The organism is Paucimonas lemoignei (genome assembly GCF_004342585.1).
Lineage (GTDB): Bacteria > Pseudomonadota > Gammaproteobacteria > Burkholderiales > Burkholderiaceae_D > Paucimonas > Paucimonas lemoignei.
Genome location: NZ_SLZQ01000005.1, coordinates 125,475 through 151,894, shown reverse-complemented (window position 1 = coordinate 151,894; position 26,420 = coordinate 125,475). Strand labels below are relative to the sequence as shown.

27 protein-coding genes and 1 tRNA gene are annotated in these 26,420 nt (G+C 57.1%); 15 read left to right on the top strand and 13 right to left on the bottom strand.

Translation table 11 applies throughout. The annotated features are described in order from the left end of the window. Positions 1-10 precede the first annotated feature (10 nt). Both EDC30_RS09765 and lpxC read left to right on the top strand, forming a co-directional pair. On the top strand, positions 11-517 hold the full coding sequence (locus tag EDC30_RS09765; protein ID WP_132258640.1) for a peroxiredoxin: 507 nt from the start codon (positions 11-13) through the stop codon (positions 515-517). 89 nt (positions 518-606) lie between these two features. Then, positions 607-1,542 (top strand): UDP-3-O-acyl-N-acetylglucosamine deacetylase, encoded by a 936-nt coding sequence (gene lpxC, locus EDC30_RS09760; RefSeq protein ID WP_132258639.1) that lies wholly within the window; start codon positions 607-609, stop codon positions 1,540-1,542. Between the two features lie 118 nt (positions 1,543-1,660). Here lpxC and EDC30_RS09755 read toward each other — a convergent pair whose 3' ends face one another. Beyond that, positions 1,661-2,167 carry a DciA family protein gene (locus EDC30_RS09755; RefSeq protein WP_132258638.1) on the bottom strand — a complete coding sequence of 169 codons (507 nt, stop codon included), beginning with the start codon at positions 2,165-2,167 and terminating at the stop codon, positions 1,661-1,663. 49 nt (positions 2,168-2,216) lie between these two features. Here EDC30_RS09755 and EDC30_RS09750 point away from each other — a divergent pair, with 49 nt between their 5' ends. The 5 genes from EDC30_RS09750 (at position 2,217) to EDC30_RS09730 (ending at position 8,814) form a co-directional block, all read left to right on the top strand. Beyond that, positions 2,217-3,173: a M23 family metallopeptidase gene (locus EDC30_RS09750; RefSeq protein WP_132258637.1), complete on the top strand. Its 957-nt coding sequence runs from the start codon at positions 2,217-2,219 to the stop codon at positions 3,171-3,173. 214 nt (positions 3,174-3,387) lie between these two features. Then, a complete protein-coding gene (gene secA, locus EDC30_RS09745) occupies positions 3,388-6,153 on the top strand; it encodes a preprotein translocase subunit SecA (RefSeq protein ID WP_132258636.1) in 2,766 nt (921 codons plus the stop codon). Between the two features lie 109 nt (positions 6,154-6,262). Next, positions 6,263-7,501, top strand: a complete 1,239-nt coding sequence (gene argJ, locus EDC30_RS09740) for a bifunctional glutamate N-acetyltransferase/amino-acid acetyltransferase ArgJ (RefSeq protein ID WP_132258635.1) — start codon at positions 6,263-6,265, stop codon at positions 7,499-7,501. A 16-nt stretch (positions 7,502-7,517) separates the two neighbouring features. Then, the gene (locus tag EDC30_RS09735; protein ID WP_132258634.1) at positions 7,518-8,384 is read left to right on the top strand and encodes an ATP-binding protein; all 867 of its coding nucleotides are present in this window, start codon (positions 7,518-7,520) and stop codon (positions 8,382-8,384) included. Between the two features lie 19 nt (positions 8,385-8,403). Next, a complete protein-coding gene (locus EDC30_RS09730) occupies positions 8,404-8,814 on the top strand; it encodes an NUDIX domain-containing protein (protein WP_132258633.1) in 411 nt (136 codons plus the stop codon). Positions 8,815-8,942: 128 nt separating this feature from the next. Here the strand turns inward: EDC30_RS09730 and yacG are convergent, their stop codons facing one another. The 8 genes from yacG to ispB form a co-directional block, all read right to left on the bottom strand. Next, the gene (yacG, locus tag EDC30_RS09725) at positions 8,943-9,119 is read right to left on the bottom strand and encodes a DNA gyrase inhibitor YacG (RefSeq protein ID WP_132258632.1); all 177 of its coding nucleotides are present in this window, start codon (positions 9,117-9,119) and stop codon (positions 8,943-8,945) included. Between the two features lie 14 nt (positions 9,120-9,133). Then, complete coding sequence (gene zapD / locus EDC30_RS09720) at positions 9,134-9,889, bottom strand: cell division protein ZapD (protein ID WP_132258631.1); 756 nt, start codon at positions 9,887-9,889, stop codon at positions 9,134-9,136. A gap of 86 nt (positions 9,890-9,975) precedes the next feature. Further along, complete coding sequence (coaE, locus tag EDC30_RS09715; protein WP_132258630.1) at positions 9,976-10,593, bottom strand: dephospho-CoA kinase; 618 nt, start codon at positions 10,591-10,593, stop codon at positions 9,976-9,978. 5 nt (positions 10,594-10,598) lie between these two features. Further along, positions 10,599-11,465 carry a prepilin peptidase gene (locus EDC30_RS09710; RefSeq protein ID WP_132258629.1) on the bottom strand — a complete coding sequence of 289 codons (867 nt, stop codon included), beginning with the start codon at positions 11,463-11,465 and terminating at the stop codon, positions 10,599-10,601. Continuing rightward, positions 11,465-12,697 (bottom strand): type II secretion system F family protein, encoded by a 1,233-nt coding sequence (locus EDC30_RS09705; protein WP_132258628.1) that lies wholly within the window; start codon positions 12,695-12,697, stop codon positions 11,465-11,467. The genes EDC30_RS09710 and EDC30_RS09705 overlap by 1 nt, the downstream gene beginning before the upstream one ends. Before the next feature lie 17 nt (positions 12,698-12,714). Beyond that, positions 12,715-14,445 (bottom strand): type IV-A pilus assembly ATPase PilB, encoded by a 1,731-nt coding sequence (pilB, locus tag EDC30_RS09700; RefSeq protein ID WP_132258627.1) that lies wholly within the window; start codon positions 14,443-14,445, stop codon positions 12,715-12,717. 290 nt (positions 14,446-14,735) lie between these two features. Next, positions 14,736-14,812, bottom strand: a tRNA-Pro gene (locus tag EDC30_RS09695). A gap of 41 nt (positions 14,813-14,853) precedes the next feature. Continuing rightward, entirely contained in the window at positions 14,854-15,837 is a 984-nt protein-coding gene (ispB, locus tag EDC30_RS09690) for an octaprenyl diphosphate synthase (protein WP_132258626.1), read from the bottom strand. A 236-nt stretch (positions 15,838-16,073) separates the two neighbouring features. Here ispB and rplU point away from each other — a divergent pair, with 236 nt between their 5' ends. The 4 genes from rplU (at position 16,074) to proB (ending at position 19,134) form a co-directional block, all read left to right on the top strand. Beyond that, entirely contained in the window at positions 16,074-16,385 is a 312-nt protein-coding gene (gene rplU, locus EDC30_RS09685; RefSeq protein ID WP_132258625.1) for a 50S ribosomal protein L21, read from the top strand. Between the two features lie 38 nt (positions 16,386-16,423). Next, on the top strand, positions 16,424-16,681 hold the full coding sequence (rpmA, locus tag EDC30_RS09680) for a 50S ribosomal protein L27 (protein ID WP_132258624.1): 258 nt from the start codon (positions 16,424-16,426) through the stop codon (positions 16,679-16,681). A gap of 162 nt (positions 16,682-16,843) precedes the next feature. Further along, positions 16,844-17,956: a GTPase ObgE gene (obgE, locus tag EDC30_RS09675; protein WP_132258623.1), complete on the top strand. Its 1,113-nt coding sequence runs from the start codon at positions 16,844-16,846 to the stop codon at positions 17,954-17,956. Between the two features lie 59 nt (positions 17,957-18,015). After that, positions 18,016-19,134 carry a glutamate 5-kinase gene (proB, locus tag EDC30_RS09670; protein ID WP_132258622.1) on the top strand — a complete coding sequence of 373 codons (1,119 nt, stop codon included), beginning with the start codon at positions 18,016-18,018 and terminating at the stop codon, positions 19,132-19,134. A gap of 38 nt (positions 19,135-19,172) precedes the next feature. On the opposite strand, the gene EDC30_RS09665 is transcribed toward proB, so the two are convergent. Further along, a complete protein-coding gene (locus tag EDC30_RS09665; RefSeq protein WP_132258621.1) occupies positions 19,173-19,769 on the bottom strand; it encodes a CNP1-like family protein in 597 nt (198 codons plus the stop codon). A 12-nt stretch (positions 19,770-19,781) separates the two neighbouring features. Beyond that, on the bottom strand, positions 19,782-20,372 hold the full coding sequence (locus EDC30_RS09660; protein ID WP_132258620.1) for an RNA pyrophosphohydrolase: 591 nt from the start codon (positions 20,370-20,372) through the stop codon (positions 19,782-19,784). Positions 20,373-20,569: 197 nt separating this feature from the next. Between EDC30_RS09660 and EDC30_RS09655 the strand changes: the two genes are divergently transcribed. Both EDC30_RS09655 and EDC30_RS09650 read left to right on the top strand, forming a co-directional pair. Next, positions 20,570-22,303, top strand: coding sequence for a proline--tRNA ligase (locus tag EDC30_RS09655; RefSeq protein ID WP_132258619.1), 1,734 nt, complete (start codon positions 20,570-20,572; stop codon positions 22,301-22,303). A 73-nt stretch (positions 22,304-22,376) separates the two neighbouring features. Then, positions 22,377-22,982 carry a lytic transglycosylase domain-containing protein gene (locus EDC30_RS09650; RefSeq protein ID WP_243656715.1) on the top strand — a complete coding sequence of 202 codons (606 nt, stop codon included), beginning with the start codon at positions 22,377-22,379 and terminating at the stop codon, positions 22,980-22,982. Positions 22,983-23,047: 65 nt separating this feature from the next. Here the strand turns inward: EDC30_RS09650 and EDC30_RS09645 are convergent, their stop codons facing one another. Together EDC30_RS09645 and ffh are read right to left on the bottom strand one after the other, a co-directional pair. Next, complete coding sequence (locus tag EDC30_RS09645; protein WP_132258617.1) at positions 23,048-23,533, bottom strand: SWIB/MDM2 domain-containing protein; 486 nt, start codon at positions 23,531-23,533, stop codon at positions 23,048-23,050. Positions 23,534-23,835: 302 nt separating this feature from the next. Next, entirely contained in the window at positions 23,836-25,203 is a 1,368-nt protein-coding gene (gene ffh, locus EDC30_RS09640; protein WP_132258616.1) for a signal recognition particle protein, read from the bottom strand. Positions 25,204-25,357: 154 nt separating this feature from the next. Here ffh and EDC30_RS09635 point away from each other — a divergent pair, with 154 nt between their 5' ends. Then, positions 25,358-26,167 (top strand): cytochrome C assembly family protein, encoded by an 810-nt coding sequence (locus EDC30_RS09635; RefSeq protein WP_132258615.1) that lies wholly within the window; start codon positions 25,358-25,360, stop codon positions 26,165-26,167. Then, the gene (locus EDC30_RS09630; RefSeq protein WP_132258614.1) at positions 26,164-26,412 is read left to right on the top strand and encodes a PP0621 family protein; all 249 of its coding nucleotides are present in this window, start codon (positions 26,164-26,166) and stop codon (positions 26,410-26,412) included. The genes EDC30_RS09635 and EDC30_RS09630 overlap by 4 nt, the downstream gene beginning before the upstream one ends. Positions 26,413-26,420: the final 8 nt, after the last annotated feature.

Below are 26,420 nucleotides of genomic sequence, written 5' to 3'. Positions count from 1 at the left end.
GAGAATCCGCATGACCATCAAGATCGGTGACCGCTTGCCTGAGGGCGAACTGCGCGAATTTATCGAAGTCGAGACTGAAGGTTGCACCCTGGGCCCCAACAAGTTCAACGTCGGCGACCTCGTCAAAGGCAAGAAAATCGTGATCTTTGCCGTGCCCGGCGCTTTCACGCCCACTTGCTCGGAAAAGCATGCTCCCGGTTTCATTCAGCATGCTAACGCTTTCAAAGCCCGCGGCGTCGACGAAATCTGGTGCATTGCCGTCAACGATGCCTTCGTGATGGGCGCATGGGGCCGCCAGTTGAATGCCGCCGGCGCCGTGCGCATGATGGCCGACGGTAGTGCCGAATTCACCAAGGCGCTGGGCCTGGATGCGGATTTCAGCAAGGCTGGCCTCGGCATCCGTTCGCAACGTTATTCGATGCTCGTGGAAGATGGCGTGGTGCGCCAGTTGAATGTCGAACAGCCAGGAAAGTTTGAAGCTTCCAACGCCGAAACCCTGCTAGCGCAACTGGGTTGATCAGGACGCATCGTTGTCCATGTGGCTTGCCAGAGACGTAGTTTCTTTTCGTTACAACTCGCTTCTGGCTAAGCCGCTATAATCAAAGCATGCTGAAACAACGCACCATCAAACAACTGGTCAAGACGATCGGTATCGGCCTGCATTCCGGGACCCGCGTCGATCTCACGCTGCGCCCGGCGCCGGCAGATACCGGCATCGTGTTTCGCCGCGTCGATCTGGTGCCGCCGGTTGAGTTGCCAGCCAGCGCCGTTGGCGTCGGCGATACCCGCATGGCGTCGACGCTGGATAAGAATGGCGTGAAAGTATCGACCGTCGAGCATCTCATGTCGGCATGCGCCGGCCTCGGCATCGATAACCTGTATATCGACCTGACAGCGGAAGAAATTCCGATCATGGATGGCTCGGCATCCTCCTTTGTGTTTCTGTTGCAGCAAGCTGGCTTGCAGGAACAGGATGCGCCCAAGCGATTCATTCGCGTAAAGAAACCGGTCGAAGTGCGCGAAGGCGAAGGCGACAAGCTCAAATGGGCACGCCTGGAGCCATACAATGGCTTCAAGTTGAAATTCTTCATTGAATTCAATCATCCAGCCGTGGACCGTACCGGGCAGATTGCCGAAGTCGATTTCGAGGCCGAATCCTATATCAAGGAAATTGCGCGTGCGCGCACTTTCGGCTTCATGCAAGACGTGGAAACCTTGCGCGGCATGGGCTTGGCGCGTGGCGGGTCGCTGGAAAATGCGATCGTCATGGACGAGTACCGCATCCTCAATCCTGACGGCCTGCGCTATGAGAACGAATTCGTGCGTCACAAGATTCTGGATGCCATCGGCGACCTGTATCTGGTGGGGCATCCCTTGCTCGCTTCGTATGTTGCGCACAAATCAGGCCATGGCATGAACAACCAGTTGCTGCGAGCCTTGTTGGCGCAGCCCGACGCCTACGAGATCGTCACCTTCGATTCGGCTGAAAAGGCGCCGCGCAGTTACAGCCTGAATGCAGACGAAGAATGGGCGCTTGCATAAGCGCCTTTCCAGGTCTTGATTGTTTTGAATTCGTTGTAAGTGTGCTGCGCCTCGAAAGGATGCGCAGCTAGCCTATAAATTATTTGGGCTGAAATGCTGTGGAGCGGGCGTTTCCGTTTCAGCCGCCGTTGCGATGGCGATTGAGCATTGTCTGCAAGGCGGCTTTTAAACCGGAATTGCGGCCCGAGGAATCCAGGTTTTCTTCCAGTGCGGCAAATGCTGCCAAAGCTCGATTTGACAATGAGATTTGCTTGGAAGTGCTTGATTTGTCTTGGAATTTGCTTACTTGCACTTTAATTCGGATTGCGTTAACCTGCCATCCTTGAGTTTGCAAGGCTTTTTGCAATTTCGGTAATTGTTGTTTCAATTTGCTGGCCAGCGCTGCATTCGGTGCGCTCAATACCAGCTGCCCGGCTTCGAAATTCATCACGGAACAAGTATCAAGCAAGCCTGGCAAAGCAGCAGAACAAGCGTGTGTCAGCGCGTTCATGCGCGCGACAGCCGGCAACAGCATGCCGAGTTTGTCGTGGCCCTGCAAAATGTCGGTAATACCTCGCGCAGTCCGGTTAAATGACCCGCTGCCCGGGCGCTTGGGTGGATAAGGAAATGAAGAAGAGGAAGCCATTTCCCAACCTTATCACACCTCACCAGGGAGAGGGAGTCATGGAGGTCAGATGCAAGTTATAGTCTTACACCCGCGCTTCAATGCGAAGACGGTGACCCTGACTACCCGCCATCTAATTTTCGGCGTTGCACTTTTTTTCGGCGCCATTATCACACTGGCATTTCTGCTCTACTACCTGATGCTTTCGCATGCGGGCAGCTTTCCCTTGCTGCCGCAGTCGCTTGCCGCTTCGGGCCAGGATGACGCCGCTCGCAAAGAGCGGTATGTCCGCGAAAACCTCAACGCCATGGCCGTCAAGCTGGGAGAAATGCAGGCACAGCTGATGCGCCTGGATGCCTTGGGCGAGCGGGTGCAGGGCCTGGCCGGCGTCAAGCCGGAAGAATTCAATTTCAAGGAAAAGCCGCCGCGCGGCGGCATCGACCCGGGCGCGGCCAACGGGTCTGGCGCATCGCATGAATTGAGCATGCAGGAATTTCAGCAAACCCTGGATGCTCTCTCGAAAGATCTGGAGCATCGCGCCGACTACCTGAACGTGGTCGAATCCGCTCTCATGGCGGAAAAGATCAAGTTCAAGATGCTTCCTACCGTCAAACCAGTGAATGCCAGCTATAACGCTTCCACTTTCGGCTGGCGTCTCGATCCGTTCACCGGCCGCAGCACCTTCCACGAGGGGATCGATTTTGCCGCCCCCGCAGGTACGCCGATCGTTGCAGCTGCTGGCGGCGTGGTGATTGCGGCGGAATATCATCACCAGTACGGCAACATGGTGGAAATCGACCACGGCAACCAGCTGACGACCCGTTATGCTCACGCCTCAAGGCTGCATGCGCAGGTGGGCGATATCGTCAAACGCGGCCAGCATGTCGCCGATGTCGGCTCGACTGGCCGTTCGACCGGCGCGCATCTGCATTTCGAGGTGCTTGTCAAAGGCGCGCAGCAAGACCCGCATAAATTTCTCCTGGCTGGCGCGGCACAGGAAAAAAACGCCAAGCTGGTCTCAAAATAGGCCGGCCTGCACTGTCAAATTACCGGCTATCAGTCGGACAGTGTGGCGGAAATGGCATGAATTCCGCCGCGTTGGCCACCATCTTCCCTGTAGTAACGCAAGGATGGCCGCTCCTGGCAGCCTGCATGATAAAATCTTCAATTTGGCTCAATCCGCCCCGGGCCCGAAAGGGTGTACGGGAGTTTATTACGGCGTTTTTTATAACAAATCGAGCATGTCATTCCTGACCAAGATTTTCGGCAGCCGCAATCAGCGGCTGATCAAGCAGTACCAGCAAACCGTTCGCGCAATCAATGCCCTCGAACCGGCAATGGAAAAACTGTCGGATGCGGAGCTCCAGGCCAAGACGCCTGAATTCAAGGCCCGCCTGGAAAAGGGTGAAACGCTCGACCAGATTCTGCCTGAAGCCTTCGCGGTCTGCCGCGAAGCCAGCAAGCGCGTGCTGAAGATGCGCCATTTCGATGTGCAGCTCATCGGCGGCATGACCCTCCACTATGGGAAGATCGCCGAAATGGCGACCGGCGAGGGCAAAACCCTGATGGCGACCCTGCCGGCATACCTGAATGCCCTGTCCGGCAAGGGCGTGCATATCGTCACCGTCAACGATTACCTGGCCCAGCGCGACGCCGAATGGATGGGACGCCTGTACGGCTGGCTCGGCATGACGACCGGCATCAACCTGTCGCAAATGCCGCATGACACCAAGCAGGCTGCTTATTCATCCGACATCACCTACGGCACCAACAATGAATTCGGCTTCGACTACCTGCGCGACAACATGGTGTATGACAGTCGCGAGCGGGTGCAGCGCGCGCTGAATTTCGCCATCGTCGATGAAGTGGACTCGATCCTGATCGATGAAGCCCGTACGCCGCTGATCATCTCCGGCCAGGCGGAAAACCACACCGACCTGTACCAAAAGATCAATGCCGTGCCGCCACTGCTGACGCTGCAGGTCGGTGAAGAAACCCCGGACGGCAAGGGCAAGGTGGAAGTCCCGGGCGACTATACCAAGGATGAAAAGGCGCACCAGGTGCTGCTGACCGAGGCCGGTCACGAGAAAGCCGAGCAGATCCTCACACGCATGGGCTTGCTGCCGGAAGGCGCCTCGCTCTACGACCCGGCCAACATCAGCCTGATCCACCATCTGTACGCGGCGCTGCGCGCGCACGCGCTCTACCACCGCGACCAGCATTACGTGGTGCAGAACGGCGAAATCATCATCGTCGACGAATTCACCGGCCGCCTGATGTCCGGCCGCCGCTGGTCCGATGGCTTGCATCAGGCTGTCGAGGCAAAAGAAGGCGTCCAGATCAAGGCGGAAAACCAGACCCTGGCGTCGATCACTTTCCAGAATTACTTCCGCATGTACGGCAAGCTGTCCGGCATGACAGGTACCGCCGATACCGAAGCCTACGAATTCCAGCAGATCTATAACCTGGAAACCGTGGTGATTCCGCCGAACCGTCCGAGCCAGCGCAAGGACTTGCACGACCAGGTCTACAAGACGGCACAGGAAAAATACCAGGCAATGGTCAACGATATCCTGGCATGCCAGGAGCGCGGCCAGCCGGTGTTGGTCGGCACCACCTCGATCGAGAATTCCGAGCTGCTGTCGTCCATTCTTGACAAGCACAAGCTGCAGCATAATGTCTTGAACGCCAAGCAGCATGCGCGTGAAGCGGAAATCATCGCTCAGGCGGGACGTCCGAAGATGATCACCATCGCCACCAACATGGCTGGACGTGGCACCGACATCGTTTTGGGCGGCAATGTCGAAAAGCAGATCCAGTTCATCGAAGCCGATGAAGCACTGAGCGAGCAAGAGAAACAGCAACGCGCGCAAAAGCTGCGTGACGAATGGCAATCCCTGCATGAGCAAGTGGTTGCCGCCGGCGGCTTGCATATCATCGGCACCGAGCGCCATGAGTCGCGCCGGGTCGACAACCAGTTACGTGGCCGTGCCGGCCGCCAGGGTGATCCGGGTTCTTCGCGCTTCTACCTGTCGCTGGATGATCCCTTGCTGCGCATCTTCGCCGGCGACCGCGTGCGCGCGATCATGGATCGCCTGAAAATGCCGGAAGGCGAGCCGATCGAAGCTGGCATCGTCTCGCGTTCGATCGAGTCGGCGCAGCGCAAGGTCGAGGCACGCAACTTCGATATCCGCAAGCAGTTGCTTGAGTATGACGACGTCGCCAATGATCAGCGCAAGGTGATTTACCAGCAGCGTAACGAGCTGCTCGAAGCGACCGATGTCTCGGACATGATCGCTTCGCTGCGACAAGGCGTGTTCACCGATGTATTCCGCACCTTCGTGCCGGAAGGCTCGATGGAAGAGCAGTGGGATATCAAGGGCCTCGAAACGACGCTGGCGTCCGAGTGGCAGCTTGAGGTTCCGCTGACCACCATGCTCGAAGCCGAGCCGAATCTCTCCGACGAAGATTTGCTTGAGCGCGTGCTGAAGGCTGCCGAAGATAACTACGCTGCCAAGGTGGCAGTGGTCGGCAAGGAAGCCTTTGCCGGATTCGAGCGCAGCGTCATGCTGGAGAGCATAGACCGTCACTGGCGCGACCATTTGGCGGCGCTCGACCATCTGCGCCAGGGTATCCATTTGCGCGGCTATGCGCAAAAGAATCCGAAGCAGGAATACAAGCGCGAGGCATTCGAATTGTTCGCCCAGATGCTGGACCTGGTGCGTAATGAAGTGGTGCGGGTCGTGACAACCGTGCGCATCCAGTCGCGCGAGGAAATCGACGCCGTCGAGCAGGAACTGGCGCAGCCGCAGCTCGCCAACGTGCACTACCAGCACGCCGACTTCAACCCCAACGCCGCGCCGGAAGACTTGCTGGCGCCTGAAGCTGAAGCAGGATCGGCACGGGGGCAGCCGATGGTGAATGCCTTGCCCAAGGTCGGCCGCAATGACCCGTGCCCGTGCGGCAGCGGCAAGAAGTACAAGCAATGCCACGGCAAGCTGGCATAAGCAAAAGCTTGCAAGTCGAAATGGACCCGCGGTAGCGGGTTCATTTCATTTGGCGCATGCCGAAGCCCGCTGCGCCAACCAACGTTGATTATTGAGAGTATAGAAAGCCATGGCCGTCAATCTTCCCCTTCCCGTTCCCGCCCATCTGAAGCCGGTAGCCGGCATCGAACTCGGTCACGCCGAAGCCGGCGTGCGCAAGGCCAACCGAAAGGATTTGCTGGTCATGCGATTGGCGCCTACCGCAAGCGTTGCCGGCGTATTTACCACTAACCGTTTCTGCGCGGCCCCGGTCCAGGTTTGCAAAGCCCACCTGGAAGCGCTGCGTTTTTCGGATGCGCCGATCCGCGCGCTGGTGATCAATACCGGCAATGCCAACGCCGGCACCGGCGAAGCGGGGCTCATCAATGCCAATGCCACGTGCGCCGCGTTGGCCGATCTGCTCGGTTGCGAGCCGTCGCAAATTCTGCCGTTTTCCACCGGCGTGATTCTCGAACCGCTGCCTGTCGACCGCATCAAGGCTGGCTTGCCGCAGGCAATCGCCAACCTCAAGGAAGATAACTGGTACAACGCCGCCGAGTCGATCATGACCACCGATACGCAGCCCAAGGCAGCGTCGCGCACGGTGACCATCAATGGCGTGACGATCACCCTGACCGGCATCAGCAAGGGCGCCGGCATGATCAAGCCGAACATGGCCACGATGCTCGGCTTTATGGCGACCGATGCGAAGGTGGCGCAGCCGGTGCTGGAGCACATGGTGAAGGAAGCGGCCGACAAATCCTTCAATTGCATCACCATCGATGGTGACACTTCCACCAACGACTCGTTCATGCTGGTCGCTACGGGCACGGCGGCGCTGGAAGTCAGCGAGATCGATTCGCCGGAATACGCAGCGCTGCTCGAAGCCGTGACCGGCCTGTCGCAAGAACTGTCGCAAATGATCGTGCGTGATGGCGAAGGCGCCACCAAGTTCATCACCATCACGGTCGAGGAGGGCAGCTCCGTCGAGGAGTGCCGCAAGATCGCCTATTCGATCGGTCACTCGCCGCTGGTCAAGACTGCCTTTTTCGCCTCGGACCCCAACCTTGGCCGTATCCTCGCCGCCATCGGTTATGCCGGCGTGGATGACCTCGACGTCAGCAAGTTGAATCTCTATCTGGACGATGTCTGGGTGGCGAAGAATGGCGGACGCAATCCCGACTACCGCGAAGAAGACGGCCAGCGCGTGATGAAGCAAAGCGAAATCACGGTGCGCGTGAAGCTGGCCCGTGGCGACGCTGCCGCCACCATCTGGACTTGCGACCTATCCCACGATTACGTGTCGATCAACGCGGATTACCGCTCGTAAGGCGAGGCAGGAAAGCATGACGCAACTGGACCAATTCCTCGCACGCGCAGAATCCCTGCTTGAGCGCCTGGAAGGCTTGCTGCCTCCATCGCATCCCGAGCCTGACTGGACGGCGGCCACGGCATGGCGCTGGCGCAAGAAGGGCGGACGCGGCTACCTGCAGCCGGTCTTGCATGTCTCGGCGATCCGTCTGGATGACCTGCAGCACATCGGCCCGCAAAAGGGCCAGATCGAACAAAATACCCGCCAGTTCGTCGAGGGCAAGCCAGCCAACAATGTCTTGCTGACCGGAGCACGCGGCACCGGCAAGTCATCGTTGATCAAGGCTTGCCTGAACCAGTTTTCGGCGCAAGGGCTGCGATTAATCGAGGTCGATAAAACCGATCTGGCAGACCTGGCGGACATCGTCGACTTGGTCGCCGGCCGGCCGGAGCGCTTTGTCATTTTCTGTGATGACCTTTCGTTCGAGGAAGGCGAGGGCGGCTACAAAGCGCTCAAGGTGGCGCTGGACGGCAGTATCTCGGCGCAGTCGGACAATGTGCAGATCTACGCGACATCCAATCGCCGCCATCTGCTTCCGGAACGGATGTCCGACAATGCCGGTTATACGCATGGTGACGACGGTGACTTGCATCCCGGCGAAACGGTGGAAGAAAAAATTTCCTTGTCCGAGCGCTTCGGCTTGTGGGTTTCGTTCTATTCTTTCAAGCAGGACGACTATCTGGATATCGTCACGCACTGGCTTAGCCATTTCGGCTGCAATGCCGCGCAAATCGAGGCTGCACGGCCAGATGCCTTGCGCTGGGCCTTACAACGCGGTTCGCGTTCGGGTCGCGTGGCCTGGCAATTTGCCCGGGATTACGCCGGCCGTAGTCAGGCCTGAGAACAATACGAGTGGCCGAATGACGCAATCCGTTCCAGCGCCGATCGATGTGGCGGTCGGCATCCTGATGAAACCTAACGGCGATATCTTGTTCGCCCAGCGGCCGCCCGGCAAACCCTATGCCGGTTACTGGGAATTCCCGGGCGGTAAAGTCGAACCTGGCGAAGCGATTATCGATGCCTTGAAGCGGGAGTTTCAGGAAGAGCTTGGCGTGGAAATTCTCACTGCCGAACCATGGTGTGGCGTCGAGCATGTGTATCCGCATGCCCATGTGAGGCTTCACTTTTACATCAGCCGCGAATGGCGTGGTGAGCCGCAGAGCCTGGAAGGACAAGCATTTGCCTGGCAGGGGAGCGTGCAGCTGGAGCCGATCCTGCCGGCCACGATTCCTTTGCTTGAGTGGCTGGATAAGGTGCGTTACGAGACTTAAGCTTCTTCCGTAATGCTTGCTCAATGAGCCTGGTGCAGCAAGCCCTATGCAAAGCGGAGTTGGTCAGTCCATTTTTGGCAGCACGTCCTGCCTAGGATTGCACTGGCTCCCATGTAAGCGGCCACGCCTTATTCCTGGTCGTCGAAATCCTTGGGCGGATTCACTGCCGGAATCGAGTACTTCTCTTCCGCCCATGCGCCCAAATCAATTTGTTTGCAACGTTCCGAGCAGAATGGACGGAACTTGTTTTTTTCGCTCCACTCGACTTTTTTGCCGCAGGTCGGGCAATTCACTGTCGTAGCCATAAGCAATCCGAAAATCAGAAATTACAGAGAGTCAGATCGAATGGTACATCGGATTCGAGAGGCTTGGGTTTCATGTCGCCGTCTTGCGAAGTGAAGCGAATCCAGAGCATGTATTTATTGGCGGAGATCTCCGGAATGGCTCCGATGCTTTCATCGATGGCCAGGCGCAGCATCTGATATACCTTGCCCTGCAACATTTGCTGATAGCTGCCGGATTGCGCGATCATTTTTGCCGGGCGTCCCGACTCACGCAGCAGGCGCAGCACCAGCGAAATCGCTTCGAATAACGGTGCCAGTGGCGCAAACCAGGTGGCGATGTCTGCGCTGCGCGCTTCCGCCGGGCGATGTTGCCATGCATAGTAGGATGGCAGATCGAATTCGCAGGCGCCGCCCGGGATAATCGTGCGGCCGCGAATGCTCATCAGCCATTCATTCTCGCGCACGTTCTGTCCGGTCTTGCCCTGGGATGCCATGAGCGCACTGCTGGTGCGGTCGACTTCGCTCAGGATGGCGTCGAGCATGTCGGCCTGTACATTGGGATTGGATTTGAAGCTGAGCAGCGTCTGCTTCTGCCTTTCGAGCTCCTGCAGCAAATCGGATTTCAGATCGGCGCGGCCAGCCACCTCGAGCATCTCGAAAATCGTGGCGAGTGCGGCGTGATGTTGCAGAGGATGAGTCTGGTGGTAGAAGAAATTAAATTTCTCGTACAGGTCTTCCAGCCGCAACAAGGTGCGAATACGCTCGTTGAAAGGGTATTCGTAAACGATCAAGGTAGCGTCCTCTCAAAATTGTGCAGGCCCAATAGATTGAGATTCTGAACGAAGCGGCGCAAAATTACAAATGCTGCAGCAATTTTTTAAGATATCGCCTGCGCCAGAGCAGAATACAAGGTGTGCAAGCGTTCAACCTGCGGTTCAAGAGCAGCCGCGTCGCCGTCATTGAGGATCACATCGTCGGCCGCAGCCAAGCGCTGCTGCCGTGTCGCCTGGTTTGCCATGATGGCGCGCACTTGCGCTTCGCTCAACCCGTTGCGATCCATGACACGGACGATTTGCTGTTCTTCCGGGCAGTCCACGACCAGCACCCGCGCAACGCGCTTTTTCCAATCACCGGATTCGACCAGGAGCGGAACCACCAGCATGGTGTAAGGGCCTTGCGCTGCCAATGCTTCGCGCTCGCATTCACTCCGGATCAATGGGTGAAGGATGGCCTCAAGGCGCTGCTTTGCCGCCGGATCGGCGAATACTGTCTCACGCATGCGAGCACGGTCGAGCGCGCCAGTGGATGCAATATAGTCTTGCCCGAATTGCGCAGCGATGGCGGGGATGGCAATGCCTCCCGGCTTGGTCAACTGATGCGCAATCTGGTCGGTATCGATGACGGCTGCGCCGCGTGCGGCAAACATGTTGGCCACCGTGGTCTTTCCAGAGCCAATCCCCCCGGTTAAGCCGACTGTAAACGCTGCGGTAGCCATGGTAATCAGACGAGGTATTCGAGATACGCTTCAGTAATGGCGCTGCCATAGAGCATGGCGATCAAGCCCGCAGCCGCCAGGTAAGGGCCAAACGGAATCGGTTTTTCGCGGCCATGCTTGCTCAGTACGATCAAGGCAATGCCGACTACGGCGCCTACCAGGGAAGACAGCAGGATAATGACCGGCAGCATCTTCCATCCAAGCCAGGCACCGAGCGCCGCCAGCAGCTTGAAGTCACCATACCCCATGCCCTCTTTACCCGTTGCCAATTTGAAGAGCCAATAGACTGACCATAGTACAAGATAACCGGCAGCCGCACCGATGACGGCATCGGCAAGTGGCACGAACGTGCCCTGCAAATTAATCAGCAAGCCTGCCCATAGCAGCGGATAAGTAAGGTCGTCAGGCAGCAGTTGGGTATCCGCATCGATAAATGTCATGGCAATCAACAGCCAGGCAAACAGCAGGCTGGACAAGCCCGCTGCGCCGCTACCGAAATGCCAGATCAGATAGAAGGACAATCCTCCAGTAAGTAATTCAACGGCTGGATAACGCGGCGAAATCGGCGCTTTGCATTCGATGCATTTGCCGCGCAATACCAGGTAGCTGATAACCGGGATATTTTCCCAAGCTTTGATTGCATGGCCGCAGTGCGGGCACGCGGAGCGGGGCATGATGAGGTCATAGCGGTCCTGATGCGGAAGCGGCTTGCCGCTTTCATGCGCCACATAGTTGTCCGATTCGCGCTGCATCATTTTTGGCAGCCGATGGATAACCACATTCAGAAAGCTGCCGATCAGGAGGCCGAGCACACCTGCCACGACGGCGCTGGCCAGGCTGCCAGGCGCCGCGAACAAAAGATAATCCCACATCAGACGACGGCACCCAGCTTGAAAATCGGAAGGTACATGGCGATCACCAGGCCACCAATCAATACACCCAGGATTGCCATAATCAAGGGTTCCATCAGGCTCGACAACGAGGCGACGGCTTCATCCACTTCAGCTTCATAGAAATCTGCAACCTTACTCAGCATCGAGTCTAGTGCGCCGGATTCCTCGCCGATTGCCACCATTTGTGTGACCATGGAAGGAAATACATTTGCATTTTGCATTGCGGCAGTGAGACTGGTACCGGTGCTGACTTCATTCTGGATCTTTTTGGTTGCATCGACATATACTGCGTTGCCGGAGGCGCCGCCGACAGAGTCAAGTGACTCCACCAGGGGCACGCCCGCAGAAAACATCGTGGCGAGCGTCCTGGTCCAGCGCGCAATTGTTGCTTTGCGAATGACGTCACCAAAGATTGGTGCTTTAAGCAGGGTACGGTCCATGAAGTGCTGGACTTTGGGAGAGCGTCTCCAGGATTGGAAGAAAATGTAAAGCGCAGCAAACAATCCGCCAAATATGAGATACCAGTTGGCGACAAAGAAATCCGATATGGCCATTACCATCAGGGTGGGCGCTGGCAAGTCGGCGCCAAAACTGGTAAAAACTTCCTTAAATGCCGGCACGACCCAAATCATGATCACCGAGGTCACGACGAACGCCACGACCAGGATGGAAATCGGGTAGAAAAGTGCCGACTTGATCTTAGCTTTGATCGCCAGCGTTTTTTCCTTGTAGGTCGCCAGGCGGGCCAGCAAATCTTCCAGGATACCTGCCTGCTCACCGGCGCTCACTAGATTGCAAAACAGCGCGTCAAAATAAAGAGGATATTTGCGGAATGCCTGATTCAAGCTGGTGCCGGTCTCCACGTCGCCGCGGATATCCAGGAGCAGCTTGGACACGGAAGGGTTGGCGTGGCCCTTTGCCACGATCTCGAATGACTGCAGAAGCGGCACGCCAGCCTTCATCATGGTCGCCAGCTGACGGGTAAACAGCGTAATGTCCTTGTCGGTGATTTTCTTGCCGCTACTGAAGGAACGTTTCTTGACCTTCGTAACCATGATCCCTTGGCGGCGCAGCGTGGCATTGACCACCGATTCGCCATTGGCCCGCATCTCGCCGCTGACGATCTTCCCCTGGCGGTCCTTGCCTTGCCAGACATAGACGGCTTCCTTCACCGAACCCGAGACTGCAGTTTTGCGTGCGGCTGTAGCCATGCTTTATCCCCTCTGTATCATTGGTTGGTGCAGCCCAGGACTTCCTCCAGGCTAGTCAAACCCTGCTTGACTTTTACCAGGCCGGATTCCCGCAAGGTCCGGATGCCTTCGTGCCGCGATTGTTCTTCTATTTCCAGAGCGGTGCCATGCGCGAGAATGATGCGTTCGATTTCCTCGGAAATCGGCATGACCTGGTATATGCCGACACGGCCCTTATAGCCGCTGCCGCTGCAGCGTTCGCATCCGACCGCCTTATATGGCTGCCATGTGCCGTCCAGTTCCTCTTCCTTGAAGCCGGCTTCGATCAGCGCTTCTTCCGGAATGGTCGTTGGTTGCTTGCAGGTGCACAGGCGCCGCGCCAGGCGTTGCGCCGTAATCAGGATCACGGAAGACGCAATATTGAAAGGCGCGACGCCCATGTTCATCAGGCGGGTCAGGGTGGCCGGCGCATCGTTCGTATGCAGGGTCGAGAACACCATGTGGCCGGTTTGCGCTGCCTTGATCGCAATATCCGCCGTTTCCAGATCGCGGATTTCACCCACCATGATGATGTCCGGATCCTGGCGAAGGAAAGCTTTCAGCGCGACCGGAAAGGTAAGGCCGGCACGGTCATTGACGTTGACCTGGTTCACGCCGGGCAAGTTAATTTCAGCCGGATCTTCGGCGGTCGAGATGTTAATGCCCGGCTTGTTGAGAATATTCAGGCAGGTGTAGAGCGACACCGTCTTGCCCGAGCCGGTCGGCCCTGTCACCAGCACCATGCCATAGGGGCGTTCGATTGCCTTGAGCAGAATTTCTCTCTGGTCCGGATCGTAGCCGAGCGAATCGATGCCCATCTGCGCCTGGGTAGCGTCCAGAATACGCATGACGATCTTTTCGCCAAACAGGGTCGGCAACGTGCTGACGCGGAAGTCGATCGACTTGGTCTTCGATACCACCAGCTTCATGCGTCCATCCTGCGGCACGCGTTTTTCCGAAATATCGAGTTTCGATATCACCTTGATGCGCGAGGCCAGCTTTTCCTTGATGGCTAGCGGCGGCTGCGCCATTTCACGCAAGACGCCGTCGATACGGAAACGAATGCGGTAAAACTTTTCGAAGGGCTCGAAGTGCAAGTCCGATGCGCCCATGTTGATCGCATCGATCAGGATTTTTTGCAGGAAGCGGACGACAGGCGCATCGTCGATATCGGCAGTCGGGCCATTGTCTGCAGGCGCTGCCGCAGTATCGACATCGCTGAAGTCGATATCCAGATCGTCGCCGATCAGTTCATTCAGGTTTTGCTCGGCGCTCTGGCCCACCTTTTCTATCAGCTGCAGCAGGGCCGTATGCTCGACGACAACCGGCTCGACCGACATTTGTGTCTGGAACTTGATCTGATCCAGCGCCTGCGTATTGGTCGGGTCGGAAATCGCGACTGAAATCTTGTTGCCACGCTTGGCCAGGGCGATGACCCGCTGGCTTTGCATCAGCTTGGCGTCGATTAATCCATCCGGGCGCGTATTCATGCTGAAGCTGGAAATATCCAACAGCGGGCAGGCATAGGTCTCTGCGCAGAACGCCGCCAGCGCCCGTGGATTCATATGCCCGCTTTGCACAAGCGCATCAATAAAAGCGATTTTTTCAGCCTGTATCCGCTTGGTCAAAACTTCAACTTGCTGCGCGGAAAGATGTCCTGCTTGAAGCAATACCCTGGCCAAGGCCGGCATTGCCGTGCTGGTTACCGTATTAGGGAAAACTGCCGCCATAAAGTTGTTGTGAAGAAATTGCCAGGGAATCGTCCAAGTAGCGTTAGATAATGCCTATAGGCATCTGATTTGTAAAGATATTGTGATTTTTTGTTAACTGGAGAGTGTGCGAATCGATACACTTTTTATTGCTTGTGATAAATAAAGTGCACTATATGCGCAGAAGGGTGAGTGCAATATGCGCAGAAGGGTGAGTGCAAATTTTTAATACTTATTATTCTGGTTGGCGAGGTTTCGTACGCCATGGGCAAAAAAAAATGCACCTCCGAAGAGATGCATTTTCTGAGATCTGGTCGGGGTGAGAGGATTCGAACCTCCGGCCTCTACGTCCCGAACGTAGCGCTCTACCAGGCTAAGCTACACCCCGATTGCAGTGGCGTTCCGAGCTATCCTTGACGGATCCGTTGCTCAATGATTACGGCCAACCGCGAAAGCGCATAAGTTTAGCAGAGATTCTTTCGCTTGGCTATCATTCCAGCCCTTGATTGCATCGGCGGCTTCGCGAGCAGCTTGTTCGGCGGCGCGCTTGGTGTAGTCGAGCGCGCCCGAAGTCGTAATGGCGTCGAGAATGGTGGAAAAACGGGACTCGTCACCTTGCTCAATGCAGGTGCGCACCAATTCTCGCTGGTCGGGCGTTCCATTCTGCAGCAGATAAATCAGCGGAAGCGTGGGCTTGCCTTCACGGAGATCGTCGCCGACATTCTTGCCGATTTCTTCGGCGTTGCCCGAATAATCCAGCACGTCATCGATCAGTTGGAAGGCCGTGCCCAGCGAGCGACCGTATTCAGCGGCTTTTTCAACGTCGGTATCCGATGCGCCGGCAATAAGCGCGCCGATCTGGCATGCCGCTTCGAACAGCTTGGCGGTCTTGGAGCGAATCACCTGCAGATAGCGCTCTTCGCTGACGTCCGGGTCATGCATATTCAGCAGCTGCAGGACCTCTCCCTCGGCAATGACGTTGGTGGCATCGGCGAGGATTTGCATGATACGCATATCGCCGACCGAGACGATCATCTGGAATGCGCGCGTATAGATGAAGTCGCCGACCAGCACCGATGCGGCATTGCCGAACAGGGCGTTCGCCGTCTGACGTCCGCGTCGCATCGAAGACTCATCCACCACGTCGTCATGCAGCAGGGTGGCGGTATGGATGAATTCGATCAGGCCGGCCAAGGTGTGATGGGCTGTGCCTTGATAGGCGTGAGCATTCGCTGCCAGCAATACCAGCATGGGCCGGATGCGCTTGCCGCCGGCGCTGATGATGTATTCGGAGATCTGGCTAACCAGCGGCACATCGGAATTCAGTTGCTGGCGGATCAGGTGGTTGACCGCTTCCATGTCGGAAGAAATCGGCTCAACGATGCTTGCTTGAGTTATTGGCGTAGGAGACAAGAGAAAACCTGCAGAATCATGAATATTTGTCGAATTATACGATGAGAAATGATGGCAATCCGATTAGGTGGAATAGGTCATGGTTTCGAGGGGCAAAAGAAGCCGGGAATTTTTGCCGATTCATTGCTTTTGACGGCGAATCTAAGTGCATGTATAATCAGGGGTTTTCCTAATTCTTGGCCTGAATTGCCAGGGGTGAAAGAAAAAGATTTTTTAACCAATTGATGAGGTTCACCATGTACGCGGTCATAAAAACCGGCGGCAAACAATATAAAGTTGCTGCTGGCGAAAAACTCAAAGTAGAACAGATACCTGCAGACATTGGCGCCGACATCACTTTGGATCAAGTACTCGCAGTGGGTGCTGGTGACACCATTAAATTTGGTGCGCCGCTGGTTCAAGGTGCCACGGTCCAGGCTAAGGTATTGGCGCACGGTCGCCACGATAAGGTCAAGATTTTCAAGATGCGTCGTCGTAAGCATTACCAGAAGCGTCAAGGCCATCGCCAAAATTACACCGAATTGCAAATCGTCTCGATCAACGGCTAAGCCGGGCGAGCTAATCACGAAATACCTAGGAGTCTGAAATGGCACACAAAAAAGGCGGCGGCACTACGCGCAACGGCCGCGATTCCGAGTCGAAACGACTGGGCGTCAAGGTCTACGGTGGTCAAGTCATCAATGCTGGTGGCATCATCGTTCGTCAACGCGGCACCAAGCTGCACGCTGGTGAAAACGTCGGCATGGGCAAGGATCACACCTTGTTCGCGCTGATCGACGGCAAGGTACAATTTGTTACCAAGGGCGCGCTCAAGCGTCACATGGTAACTGTAGTGCCGGCCTAAGGCCGCGCGACAATCCATACACGAGGCGCAAGCCTTGCAGTGAAAGGCTCTGCCATCGGGTAGGGCCTTTTTTCTTCTTGCGGGACAGCTTTATAAACCATAAAAACGTGGTTTTCATCAGTCCCCAATCTTATTCAAGTCTGGAATTTAGACGGCAAAATTATGAAGTTCATCGACGAAGCGAAAATCGAAGTCATTGCCGGCAATGGCGGCAACGGCGTTGCTTCCTTTTGCCGCGAAAAATTCCGGCCGTTCGGCGGTCCGGATGGCGGCGATGGCGGCAAGGGCGGCAGCATCTGGGCGGTGGCCGACCGCAATATCAATACCCTGGTGGATTACCGTTACTCCAAGCTGCACAAGGCCAAGAACGGCGAAAACGGCCGCGGTTCCGATTGCTACGGCAAGGGCGCGGACGATGTCACTTTGCGCATGCCGGTCGGCACACTGATCACCGATTTCGAATCGGGCGAAATCGTCGCCGACCTGACCGAGCATGGCCAGACCGCGCTGCTGGCCAAAGGTGGCGAGGGCGGCTGGGGCAATATCCATTTCAAGTCGTCGACCAACCGTGCGCCGCGCCAGAAAACCGATGGCAAGGAAGGCGAACGCCGCGAGCTGAAACTCGAGTTGAAGGTATTGGCTGATGTCGGCTTGCTGGGCATGCCAAACGCCGGCAAATCGACTTTCATCACCGCCGTGTCGAATGCGCGGCCGAAGATCGCCGATTATCCTTTCACCACGCTGCATCCCAATCTGGGCGTGGTGCGCGTGTCGCACGAAAAGAGTTTTGTGATCGCCGACATTCCCGGCTTGATCGAAGGCGCGGCCGAAGGCGCCGGCTTGGGCACGCAATTTCTGCGACATCTGCAACGCACTGGCCTCTTGCTGCACATCGTTGACCTGGCACCGTTCAATGACGATGTCGATCCGGTCAAGGAAGCCAAGGCGATCGTCAAGGAGTTGAAGAAGTACGACGAAACCCTGTACAACAAGCCGCGCTGGCTGGTGCTGAACAAGCTGGACGTGGTGCCGGAAGCCGAGCGCGCCAAGCGGGTCAAGGATTTCATCAAGCGCTTCGCCTGGAAAGGTCCGGTGTTCGAAATTTCGGCGCTGACGCGCGAAGGTTGCGAAGATTTGATCATGGCAATCTACGATTATCTGGCTGAACAACGCCAGCAAGCCCAGCGCGCGGAAGAGGCGCACATGGTTGAGGAAGCGCGCGGCATTATTTCGATTGATCCGGATGATCCGCGCTTCAAGGTGGCCGATAATTAAACATTTCATGCGCAACATGGCCGAGCGGAGCCCGGCTTGAATGCCTCTGCTTAAGAAAAATGAACTCTGTCATACAGAATGCCAAGCGGTTGATCGTCAAGGTGGGTTCGTCCCTGGTCACCAATGATGGCAAAGGATTGGATGCCGCCGCGATCGCCAAGTGGGCAGCGCAGATCGCGCACCTGCGCCAGATGGGCAAGGAAGTGGTGCTGGTTAGTTCCGGCGCCATTGCGGAAGGCATGCAGCGGCTGGGTTTCGACAAGCGTCCGACCGGTGTCCACGAGCTTCAGGCTTGTGCGGCGGTCGGTCAGATGGGGCTGGCGCAAATCTATGAATCGAGCTTTCGCGAACATCGTTTGCGTACCGCGCAAGTCTTGTTGACCCACGCCGACTTGGCCGACCGCGAGCGGTATCTGAATGCCCGCTCGACCCTCTTCACCTTGCTGCACCTGGGTGTTGTCCCGATCATCAATGAGAACGATACGGTCGTTACCGACGAAATCAAGTTTGGCGATAACGACACGCTGGGTGCCTTGGTCGCCAATCTGATCGAGGCTGACGCACTGATCATCCTGACCGATCAGAAAGGCCTGTACACCGCCGATCCGCGCAAGAATCCTGAAGCGGAATTCGTGCATGAAGCGCAGGCCGGTGATCCGGCGCTGGAAGCGATGGCAGGCGGCGCCGGCAGCAGCATTGGCCGGGGCGGCATGTTGACCAAGATCCTGGCCGCCAAGCGTGCCGCCTGCTCGGGCGCGCATACCGTGATTGCCTGGGGGCGTGAAGACAACGTGCTGACCCGCATGGCATCAGGTGAAGCAATCGGTACGCAATTGCTTGCGCAGACGGCACAGTTGACCGCGCGCCAGCAATGGATGCGCAATCACCTTCATACCGCAGGCAAGGTCATGCTCGATGCCGGGGCGGTGCAAAAGCTGACGGCTGAAGGCAAGTCGCTATTGCCGATCGGCGTGACGAAAGTCTCCGGAAAGTTCGGGCGTGGCGACGTGATTACCTGCACCGATCAGGACGGGAATCCGGTGGCACGTGGCATTTCCAATTACGCCAGTTCCGAAGCGCGCCGGATCATCGGCCATGCTTCAGGCGAGATTGCCGCGATTCTTGGCTATGTCGAGGAGCCTGAGCTGATTCACCGGGATAATCTGGTCTTGCTGTAAATCGGAAAACAAAGAAATACGGCAAACGGGCACAAAGTCTATCGCGCAGGCTCGCCAATCAGCGGCTGATTGTAGCGAATGCGATCGATAATTTGCTTGGCATTTCCTTCCACAATTTTGTGCCTGCAAAAATATTCTTTTGCAAGAACCGCATGCTGCCGGTTAGCTGCGGTACCTGTTATTGCATCCCATTTGTCACGGCGTGAGCGGGACCAGCTGCCATCCTTTTGGCCGAATGCATACAATTTTTTTTCATACGATTCGCACCGTATGCCTTCGTAACTGACATTTTCCGCGCCGGACGCACTTCGGCTTACCAAGGTGTAGCGCACTACGCCATCATTGCCGACTGAGAGCGATTTGGCATCCACAGCAAAGCGCATGGTCGTGGTTCCGCCAACGTCAAAGTCCAGCAGATCTGCCTTGTTAGGCGCCGCAGGCAATTGAATGGCGCTCTCTTGCCAAGGTTGACTATTGTCTTCGAAATTGGTGTTCAGGCCAGTCGGCGCTTGCGCTATCGCGCTACCTGCAACGAGACATGCTAGGACGCCAGCTAAGAAGCGCCCAGTGCCCAAGGTTTTCGGTGCATCGAGTGATGTAGTGTTACGCACTAATAGTGAGATAAAGTCGTTCATGAACCTATTTGTTCATTCGTTATGGTGTTCGATGGCTGAGTGAGCCGATTCTGCCGGCTCGGAAGCCTGAGACGTCCTGGTCTCTCTCGACTGTTTTGCCTGGCGCCCGTGATGATGGTGTCGCTGACCGGATTTGACGAGATAGCGGGACAATTCCTGCAGCGCTTTCTGGTAGACGTCACGCTTGAATTCGATGACGACTTCCAGCGGCACCCAATAGTTATGCCAGCGCCAAGCATCGAATTCCGGATGGTCGGTCAAGCGCAGGTTGATGTCGCAATCGCGCCCGACCATGCGTAGCAGGAACCAGATCTGTTTCTGGCCACGGTAATGTCCGCGGATATCGCGCTTGATGAAATGGTCTGGCACCTCGTAGCGCAGCCAGTCGCGCGTGCGTCCAATGATTTTTACGTGTTCGGCACGCAGGCCGATTTCTTCCTGTAGTTCCCGGTACATCGCTTGTTCCGGGGTTTCGCCGTACTTAATCCCGCCTTGTGGAAATTGCCACGAATGCTCTCGCACGCGCTTTCCCCACCACACCTGATTATGTGCATTTAGCAAGATAATGCCGACGTTCGGGCGGAAGCCTTCACGATCCAGCATGATTACACCTCAAACTTTCCGCGGTCAACGCACCTGTTCAGGCATGCAGCAAAGGTTTTTAAGTCCAGCCGCCCGCGAAAACGGGTGGTGGGCAGGCAAAAACAATCAAATGTGCGAAGAATGGGCGCATCGACCAGCTAATCCTTTAAAATTGAAGGTGATTATAACCCTCTATTTTTAAAAAAGAATTCAACGACATGCGCGCATCACGATTTTTTATCTCTACGCTCAAGGAAGCTCCTGCCGACGCCGAAATCATTAGCCATAAACTGATGATGCGGGCAGGCATGATCAAACGCCTCGGTTCGGGCATTTACACTTATATGCCGATGGGCTTGCGCGTCATTCGCAAGGTGGAAAACATCGTCCGGGAAGAAATGAACCGCGCCGGTGCCATCGAAATGCTGATGCCGGTCGTCCAGCCGGCAGAACTCTGGCAGGAAACCGGGCGTTGGGACAAGATGGGGCCGGAATTGATGCGGGTGAAAGACCGTCATGGCCGCGATTTTGCCATTCAGCCAACTTCGGAAGAGGTCGTGACCGATGTGGCGCGTTCGGAAATCAAGTCGTACAAGAAGTTGCCGATCAATTTTTACCACATTCAAACCAAATTCCGGGATGAACGCCGCCCGCGCTTCGGCTTGATGCGCGGCCGCGAATTCACCATGAAGGATGCCTATTCCTTCGATCGCGATGTCGCCGGCATGCAGCAGTCGTACCAGATCATGTATGACGCCTATGTGCGGATCTTTAACCGCTTTGGTCTGCAATTCCGTGCCGTGGCAGCCGACAATGGCGCCATCGGCGGTTCGGGCTCGCACGAATTCCACGTCATTGCCGACACCGGCGAAGATGCCCTGGTGTACTGCCCGCAATCTGATTATGCCGCCAACATCGAGGCAGCCGAGGCGCTGGCGCCGTCAACATCGCGCGCTGCTGCCGGCGCCGAGTTGACCAAAACCGCGACACCTGGAAAAAGCCGGTGCGAAGATGTGGCCGAATTCCTGGGCCTGCCGCTGACCACCACGGTGAAATCCATCGTGCTGGCAGTGGATGCAGAAAATGATGGCAAGAAGATGACGCAAATCTGGCTGCTGCTGTTGCGTGGCGACCATGACCTCAACGAGGTCAAGGCAGCCAAGGTGCCGGGCCTCGCCAATTTCCGCTTTGCGACGGAAGCCGAGATCATTGAATACTTCGGCACGCCGCCAGGCTATCTGGGGCCGATCGGCACCCGCAAGCCGGTAACGATCGTCGCCGACCGCACTGTAGCGGCAATGAGCGATTTCATCTGCGGCGCCAACGAGGCTGGTTACCACTACACGGGCGCCAATTGGGGGCGCGATATTCCCGAGTCGACGGTGGCCGACTTGCGCAATGTGGTGGCGGGCGATCTTTCTCCGGATGGAAAAGGCACGCTGGCCATCCAGCGCGGCATCGAAGTGGGCCACGTATTCCAGCTCGGCACCCGTTATTCCCAAGACATGAATGCCACCTATCTGGATGAGGCAGGCAAGCCACAATTGATGCAAATGGGTTGCTACGGCATCGGTGTTACCCGTATCCTGGGTGCGGCGATCGAACAGAATTTCGATGACAAGGGCATCATCTGGCCGGCATCGATCGCGCCATTTGAAGTGGTGCTTTGCCCGATGGGCTATGACCGCAGCGAGGCGGTGAAAGCAGAAGCCGATCGCCTCTATCAGCAGCTGACGGACGCCGGCATGGACGTGATTCTTGATGACCGTGGCGAGCGTCCCGGCGTCATGTTCGCGGACTGGGAGTTGATCGGCGTGCCGCACCGGGTCGTCATTGGCGAGCGCGGCCTCAAGGATGGCAAGCTCGAATACCAGGGGCGGCGCGATGTTGAGGCGACCAGCGTGCCGCTGGCTGAGATGGCGGAATTCATGAAGGCGAAGCTGGCGGGCTGAACAGGGAGTGAAGTAGTCGATGAGGTTTGACCGAACATGTGTGCGGCCATGCTTGGCAAGCGCGGCCTTGGCCATGCTGCTGAGTATTGCCGGTTCCGCCCACGCTGGCAATCAGAAGGAAGAAGCGCTGGCCGATTCGGTGCGGATCGCGCTGTCGCGTGCAATCACGGACAGTGCGCCGCCCAAGCCGCAGTTTGACGACATCAATGAGCGCATCAAGTATCTCCACTGGCTGGGGGAGATGTCGGATCGATTGAAGAAGAAAATCCCGGACTCGCAGGTTCGGCTGGAATTTCTGAGCACCGCCTGGTACGAAGCCAGGCGTGCCGGCCTGGATCCGGCGCTGGTGCTGGGCTTGATCCAGGTGGAGTCGGCATTTCGCAAGTATGCGGTGTCCCCGGTGGGGGCGCATGGCTATATGCAGGTGATGCCGTTCTGGACACGAGTCATCGGCGATGGTGAGCGCAGCAAGCTGTTCCACATGCAGACCAACCTGCGCTACGGCTGTTCGATTCTGCGCATGTATATCGATATGGAAAAGGGCAATCTGTATCTGGCGCTTGGCCGCTACAACGGCAGTCGCGGCAGGCCGGAATATCCGAATGCAGTACTGGCCGCCTGGAAGAAGTGGGAGTTTGAGCACAGTCCGCGCGACGAGCCGGTGCTGAGCCAAAAATAGGTCGTATGCCCACTAACAAAAACGCCCGCGCGAAGCGGGCGTTTTTGTTTGGCACCTGAAAAAACTTATTTCAAGTGGCCGGCGATGAGTTTGGTCATCTCGAACATGGAGACTTGCTTCTTGCCGCCGAAGACTGCTTTCAGCTTGTCGTCTGCATTGATGTTGCGCTTGTTGGCCTCATCCTGCAGCTTGTTCTTCTTGATGTACTCCCACACCTTTTTGGTGACTTCCGTGCGCGGCAGCGGAGTGGCGCCGATGACGGCTGCCAGATCGGCCGACGGGGTCAGCGGTTTCATGAAAGCTGCGTTAGGCTTGCGGGCGGTTTTTGCCTTGGCGGCTTTCTTGGCCGGTGCGGCTTTCTTAGCTGGAGCTGCCTTTTTGGCCGGCGCTGCCTTCTTGGCTGGAGCGGCTTTCTTGGCTACTGGCTTAGTGGCTGCTTTCTTGGCCGGGGCTGCCTTTTTGGCTGGAGCGGCTTTTTTTGCTGCTGGCTTCTTTGCTGCTGGCTTCTTGGCGGCCGGCTTGCTGGCCGCGGTTTTCTTGGCTGTTGCCATCTTGAGACCTCCTTCACAATAAGTGTTGGGAAATGCGCCATTTCACGCACCGCTAATAGTGGTAGCGTTTTATAAGGGATGCAAGTGTTTTTTACTGCTTTTGACAAGATTTTGTAGGCGGGCCGCCACGTTAAGGGCTGGCGGAATCGGGGAGGCGTTCAAGCGGGGCAGTGTGCCTCGGCTGAGCAACGGTGAAGAGGGTGTTAACGAAGCCTGCGCTATGCAGAAAAAGAAACCGGCAGTCCACGTCAGTGCACTTGCACCGCCTGGACTGCCGGCCTGCTAAAGAAAGCTGAAATCTGTCAGCGCATGCCGGGCAACATGCCTTTCATGCCGCGCATCATTTTCATCATGCCGCCGCCTTTGAGCTTCTTCATCATCGATTGCATTTGCTCGAACTGCGAGAGCATGCGGTTGACTTCCTGGACCTGGACGCCGGCGCCAGTGGCAATCCGGCGCTTGCGTGCTGCCTTGATCAATTCAGGTTTGGCGCGTTCCGCCGGGGTCATGGAATTGATGATGCCTTCCATGCGGCGCACCTGTTTTTCAGCCTGATCCATGTTGGCGCCGGATGCGGCTTGCTGGAACTGGGCCGGCAGCTTGTCCATGAGTCCGGACAGGCCGCCCATTTTTTTCATCTGGCTCAGCTGGGCCTTGAAGTCGTTCAAGTCGAACTTGCCGCCGCCCTTGATCTTTTGCGCCAGATCCTGGGCGGCGGCCATGTCCACGCCTTTCTTGGCTTCCTCGACCAGCGCCAGGATATCGCCCATGCCGAGGATACGGTTGGCCATGCGTTGCGGATCGAAGGCTTCCAGGCCATCGAGTTTTTCCGCCACGCCGGCGAACTTGATGGGCTTGCCCGTGATGTGGCGCACCGATAGCGCGGCGCCGCCGCGGGCGTCGCCGTCGAGCTTGGTCAGCACCACGCCGGTCAGCGGCAGCGCGTCGTTGAATGCCTTGGCGGTATTGATCGCATCCTGGCCCAGCATGGCATCGACCACGAACAGGGTTTCGATCGGCTTGACCGCGGCATGGATGGCGGCGATTTCCTTCATCATGGCTTCATCGATGCCGAGGCGGCCGGCGGTGTCGACGATCAGGACATCGTGGTAGTGCTTCTTGGCATAGTCGAGTGCCGCCAGGGCGATTGCCACCGGTTGATCGCTGGCTTGGGAAGGAAAGAAGTCGGCGCCGACCTGGCCGCTCACGGTCTGCAGCTGGCCGATTGCCGCCGGGCGGTAGACGTCGGCGGACACCGTCAGGACTTTTTTCTTCTTTTGTTCGCGCAGATATTTGGCGAGTTTGCCGACCGTGGTGGTTTTGCCGGCGCCTTGCAGGCCAGCCATCAGGATGACGGCCGGCGGCTGCGTGGCGAAATTCAGCTGGCTGGCTTCGGGGCCGAGGTCGGCGCCCATGAGCGCGGCCAGCTCGCGTTGCACCACGCCGACCAGCGCCTGGCCAGGCGTCAGGGAGCCGATGACTTCCTCGCCCATGGCCTTTTCCTTGACCTTGGCGATGAATTCACGCACTGCCGGCAGCGCGACGTCGGCTTCCAGCAGGGCCAGCCGCACTTCACGCAGCATCTCGGCGGTATTGGACTCGGTCAGGCGCGCTTCGCCGCGCATGGTCTTGACGGCTTTGGCAAGGCGTTGGGTCAGATTGTCGAGCATGGGTAGAATGCGAAAATGTAAAACAGAAAAGGGCCGGAGCCGGACAAGTATGTTTAAGACATGTCCGCCGGGAGCAGATCCGACATTTTACCTGATGCCGGAATGCGACAACGAAGGCGCTGGACCGGCGCGTTACATGGTGTAAACTAAACCGATGCAGAACACTATCTTCTTCCTTTCAGCGCTACTGTATGCCGCATGCGCCATGCTGCCAATTCGCCAGCGCCGCGCAGCCGACATCGGCGTCTTGCTTGGCTGGTTGCTGCATGGGACAGCATTGGCGCTGGATGTGTTGCTGCCTGCTTCCCTGCGAGTCGGTTTCGCCGTGATGCTGTCGGCTACCTTGTGGATTTCCGTGGCGGTCTATTGGCTCGAGAGCCGGAACTTGTCGCTGGATGGCTTGCGTGCGCTGGTCTTGCCCAGCGCGGCCGTCGCGGTATTGTTGCCGGCGATTTTCCCCGGCAGCGTGGTGTCGCTGGAAGGCAAGTCGGTGTCGTTTGCCTGGCATATTGCCATTTCCCTGCTTGCCTACAGCACCCTGACCATTGCCGCCTTCCATGCCGTGCTGATGGCATTGCAGGAGTCAAAGCTGCATACACGATCGCCAGCCAACCAGGGCGGCTGGTTCTCGGCGGCGCTGGATCGCTTGCCGGCGCTGTTAACCATGGAAAAGCTGTTATTCCGTCTGATTACACTCGGGTTCATCCTGCTGAGCTTGACGGTTTTTTCGGGGATCATATTCTCGGAACAATTGTTCGGCATGCCAGTGAAATGGAACCATAAAACAGTGTTCACCATGCTGTCGTGGTTCATGTTCGGATTGCTGCTGGTCGGCCGGCGCTGGCGCGGCTGGCGCGGCAAGACGGCACTGAGCTTTACCCTGAGCGGTTTTGCCACCCTGTTGCTTGCCTACGTAGGTAGTCGTTTTGTAATGGAAGTGGTGCTGCACCGGGGATTGGCATGAAGCTATTAATCTGGATGGTTATCGTGATCCTGGTGGTGGCCTGGATCATGCGCAGCAAGCAGCAGGCGAGTCAAGGCGCCGGCCAAATGGAATCCCGGTCGCCCGGACATCAAGGCAAACCGGAAGGAATGCTGCCATGCAGCCATTGCGGCCTCTACATTCCTGCTTCGGAAGCCGTCAGACATGCTTCCGGCGCGGTGTATTGTTGTGACGAGCACCGACGTCAGGCTGGTCCGGGCACGTGAACGGGAAT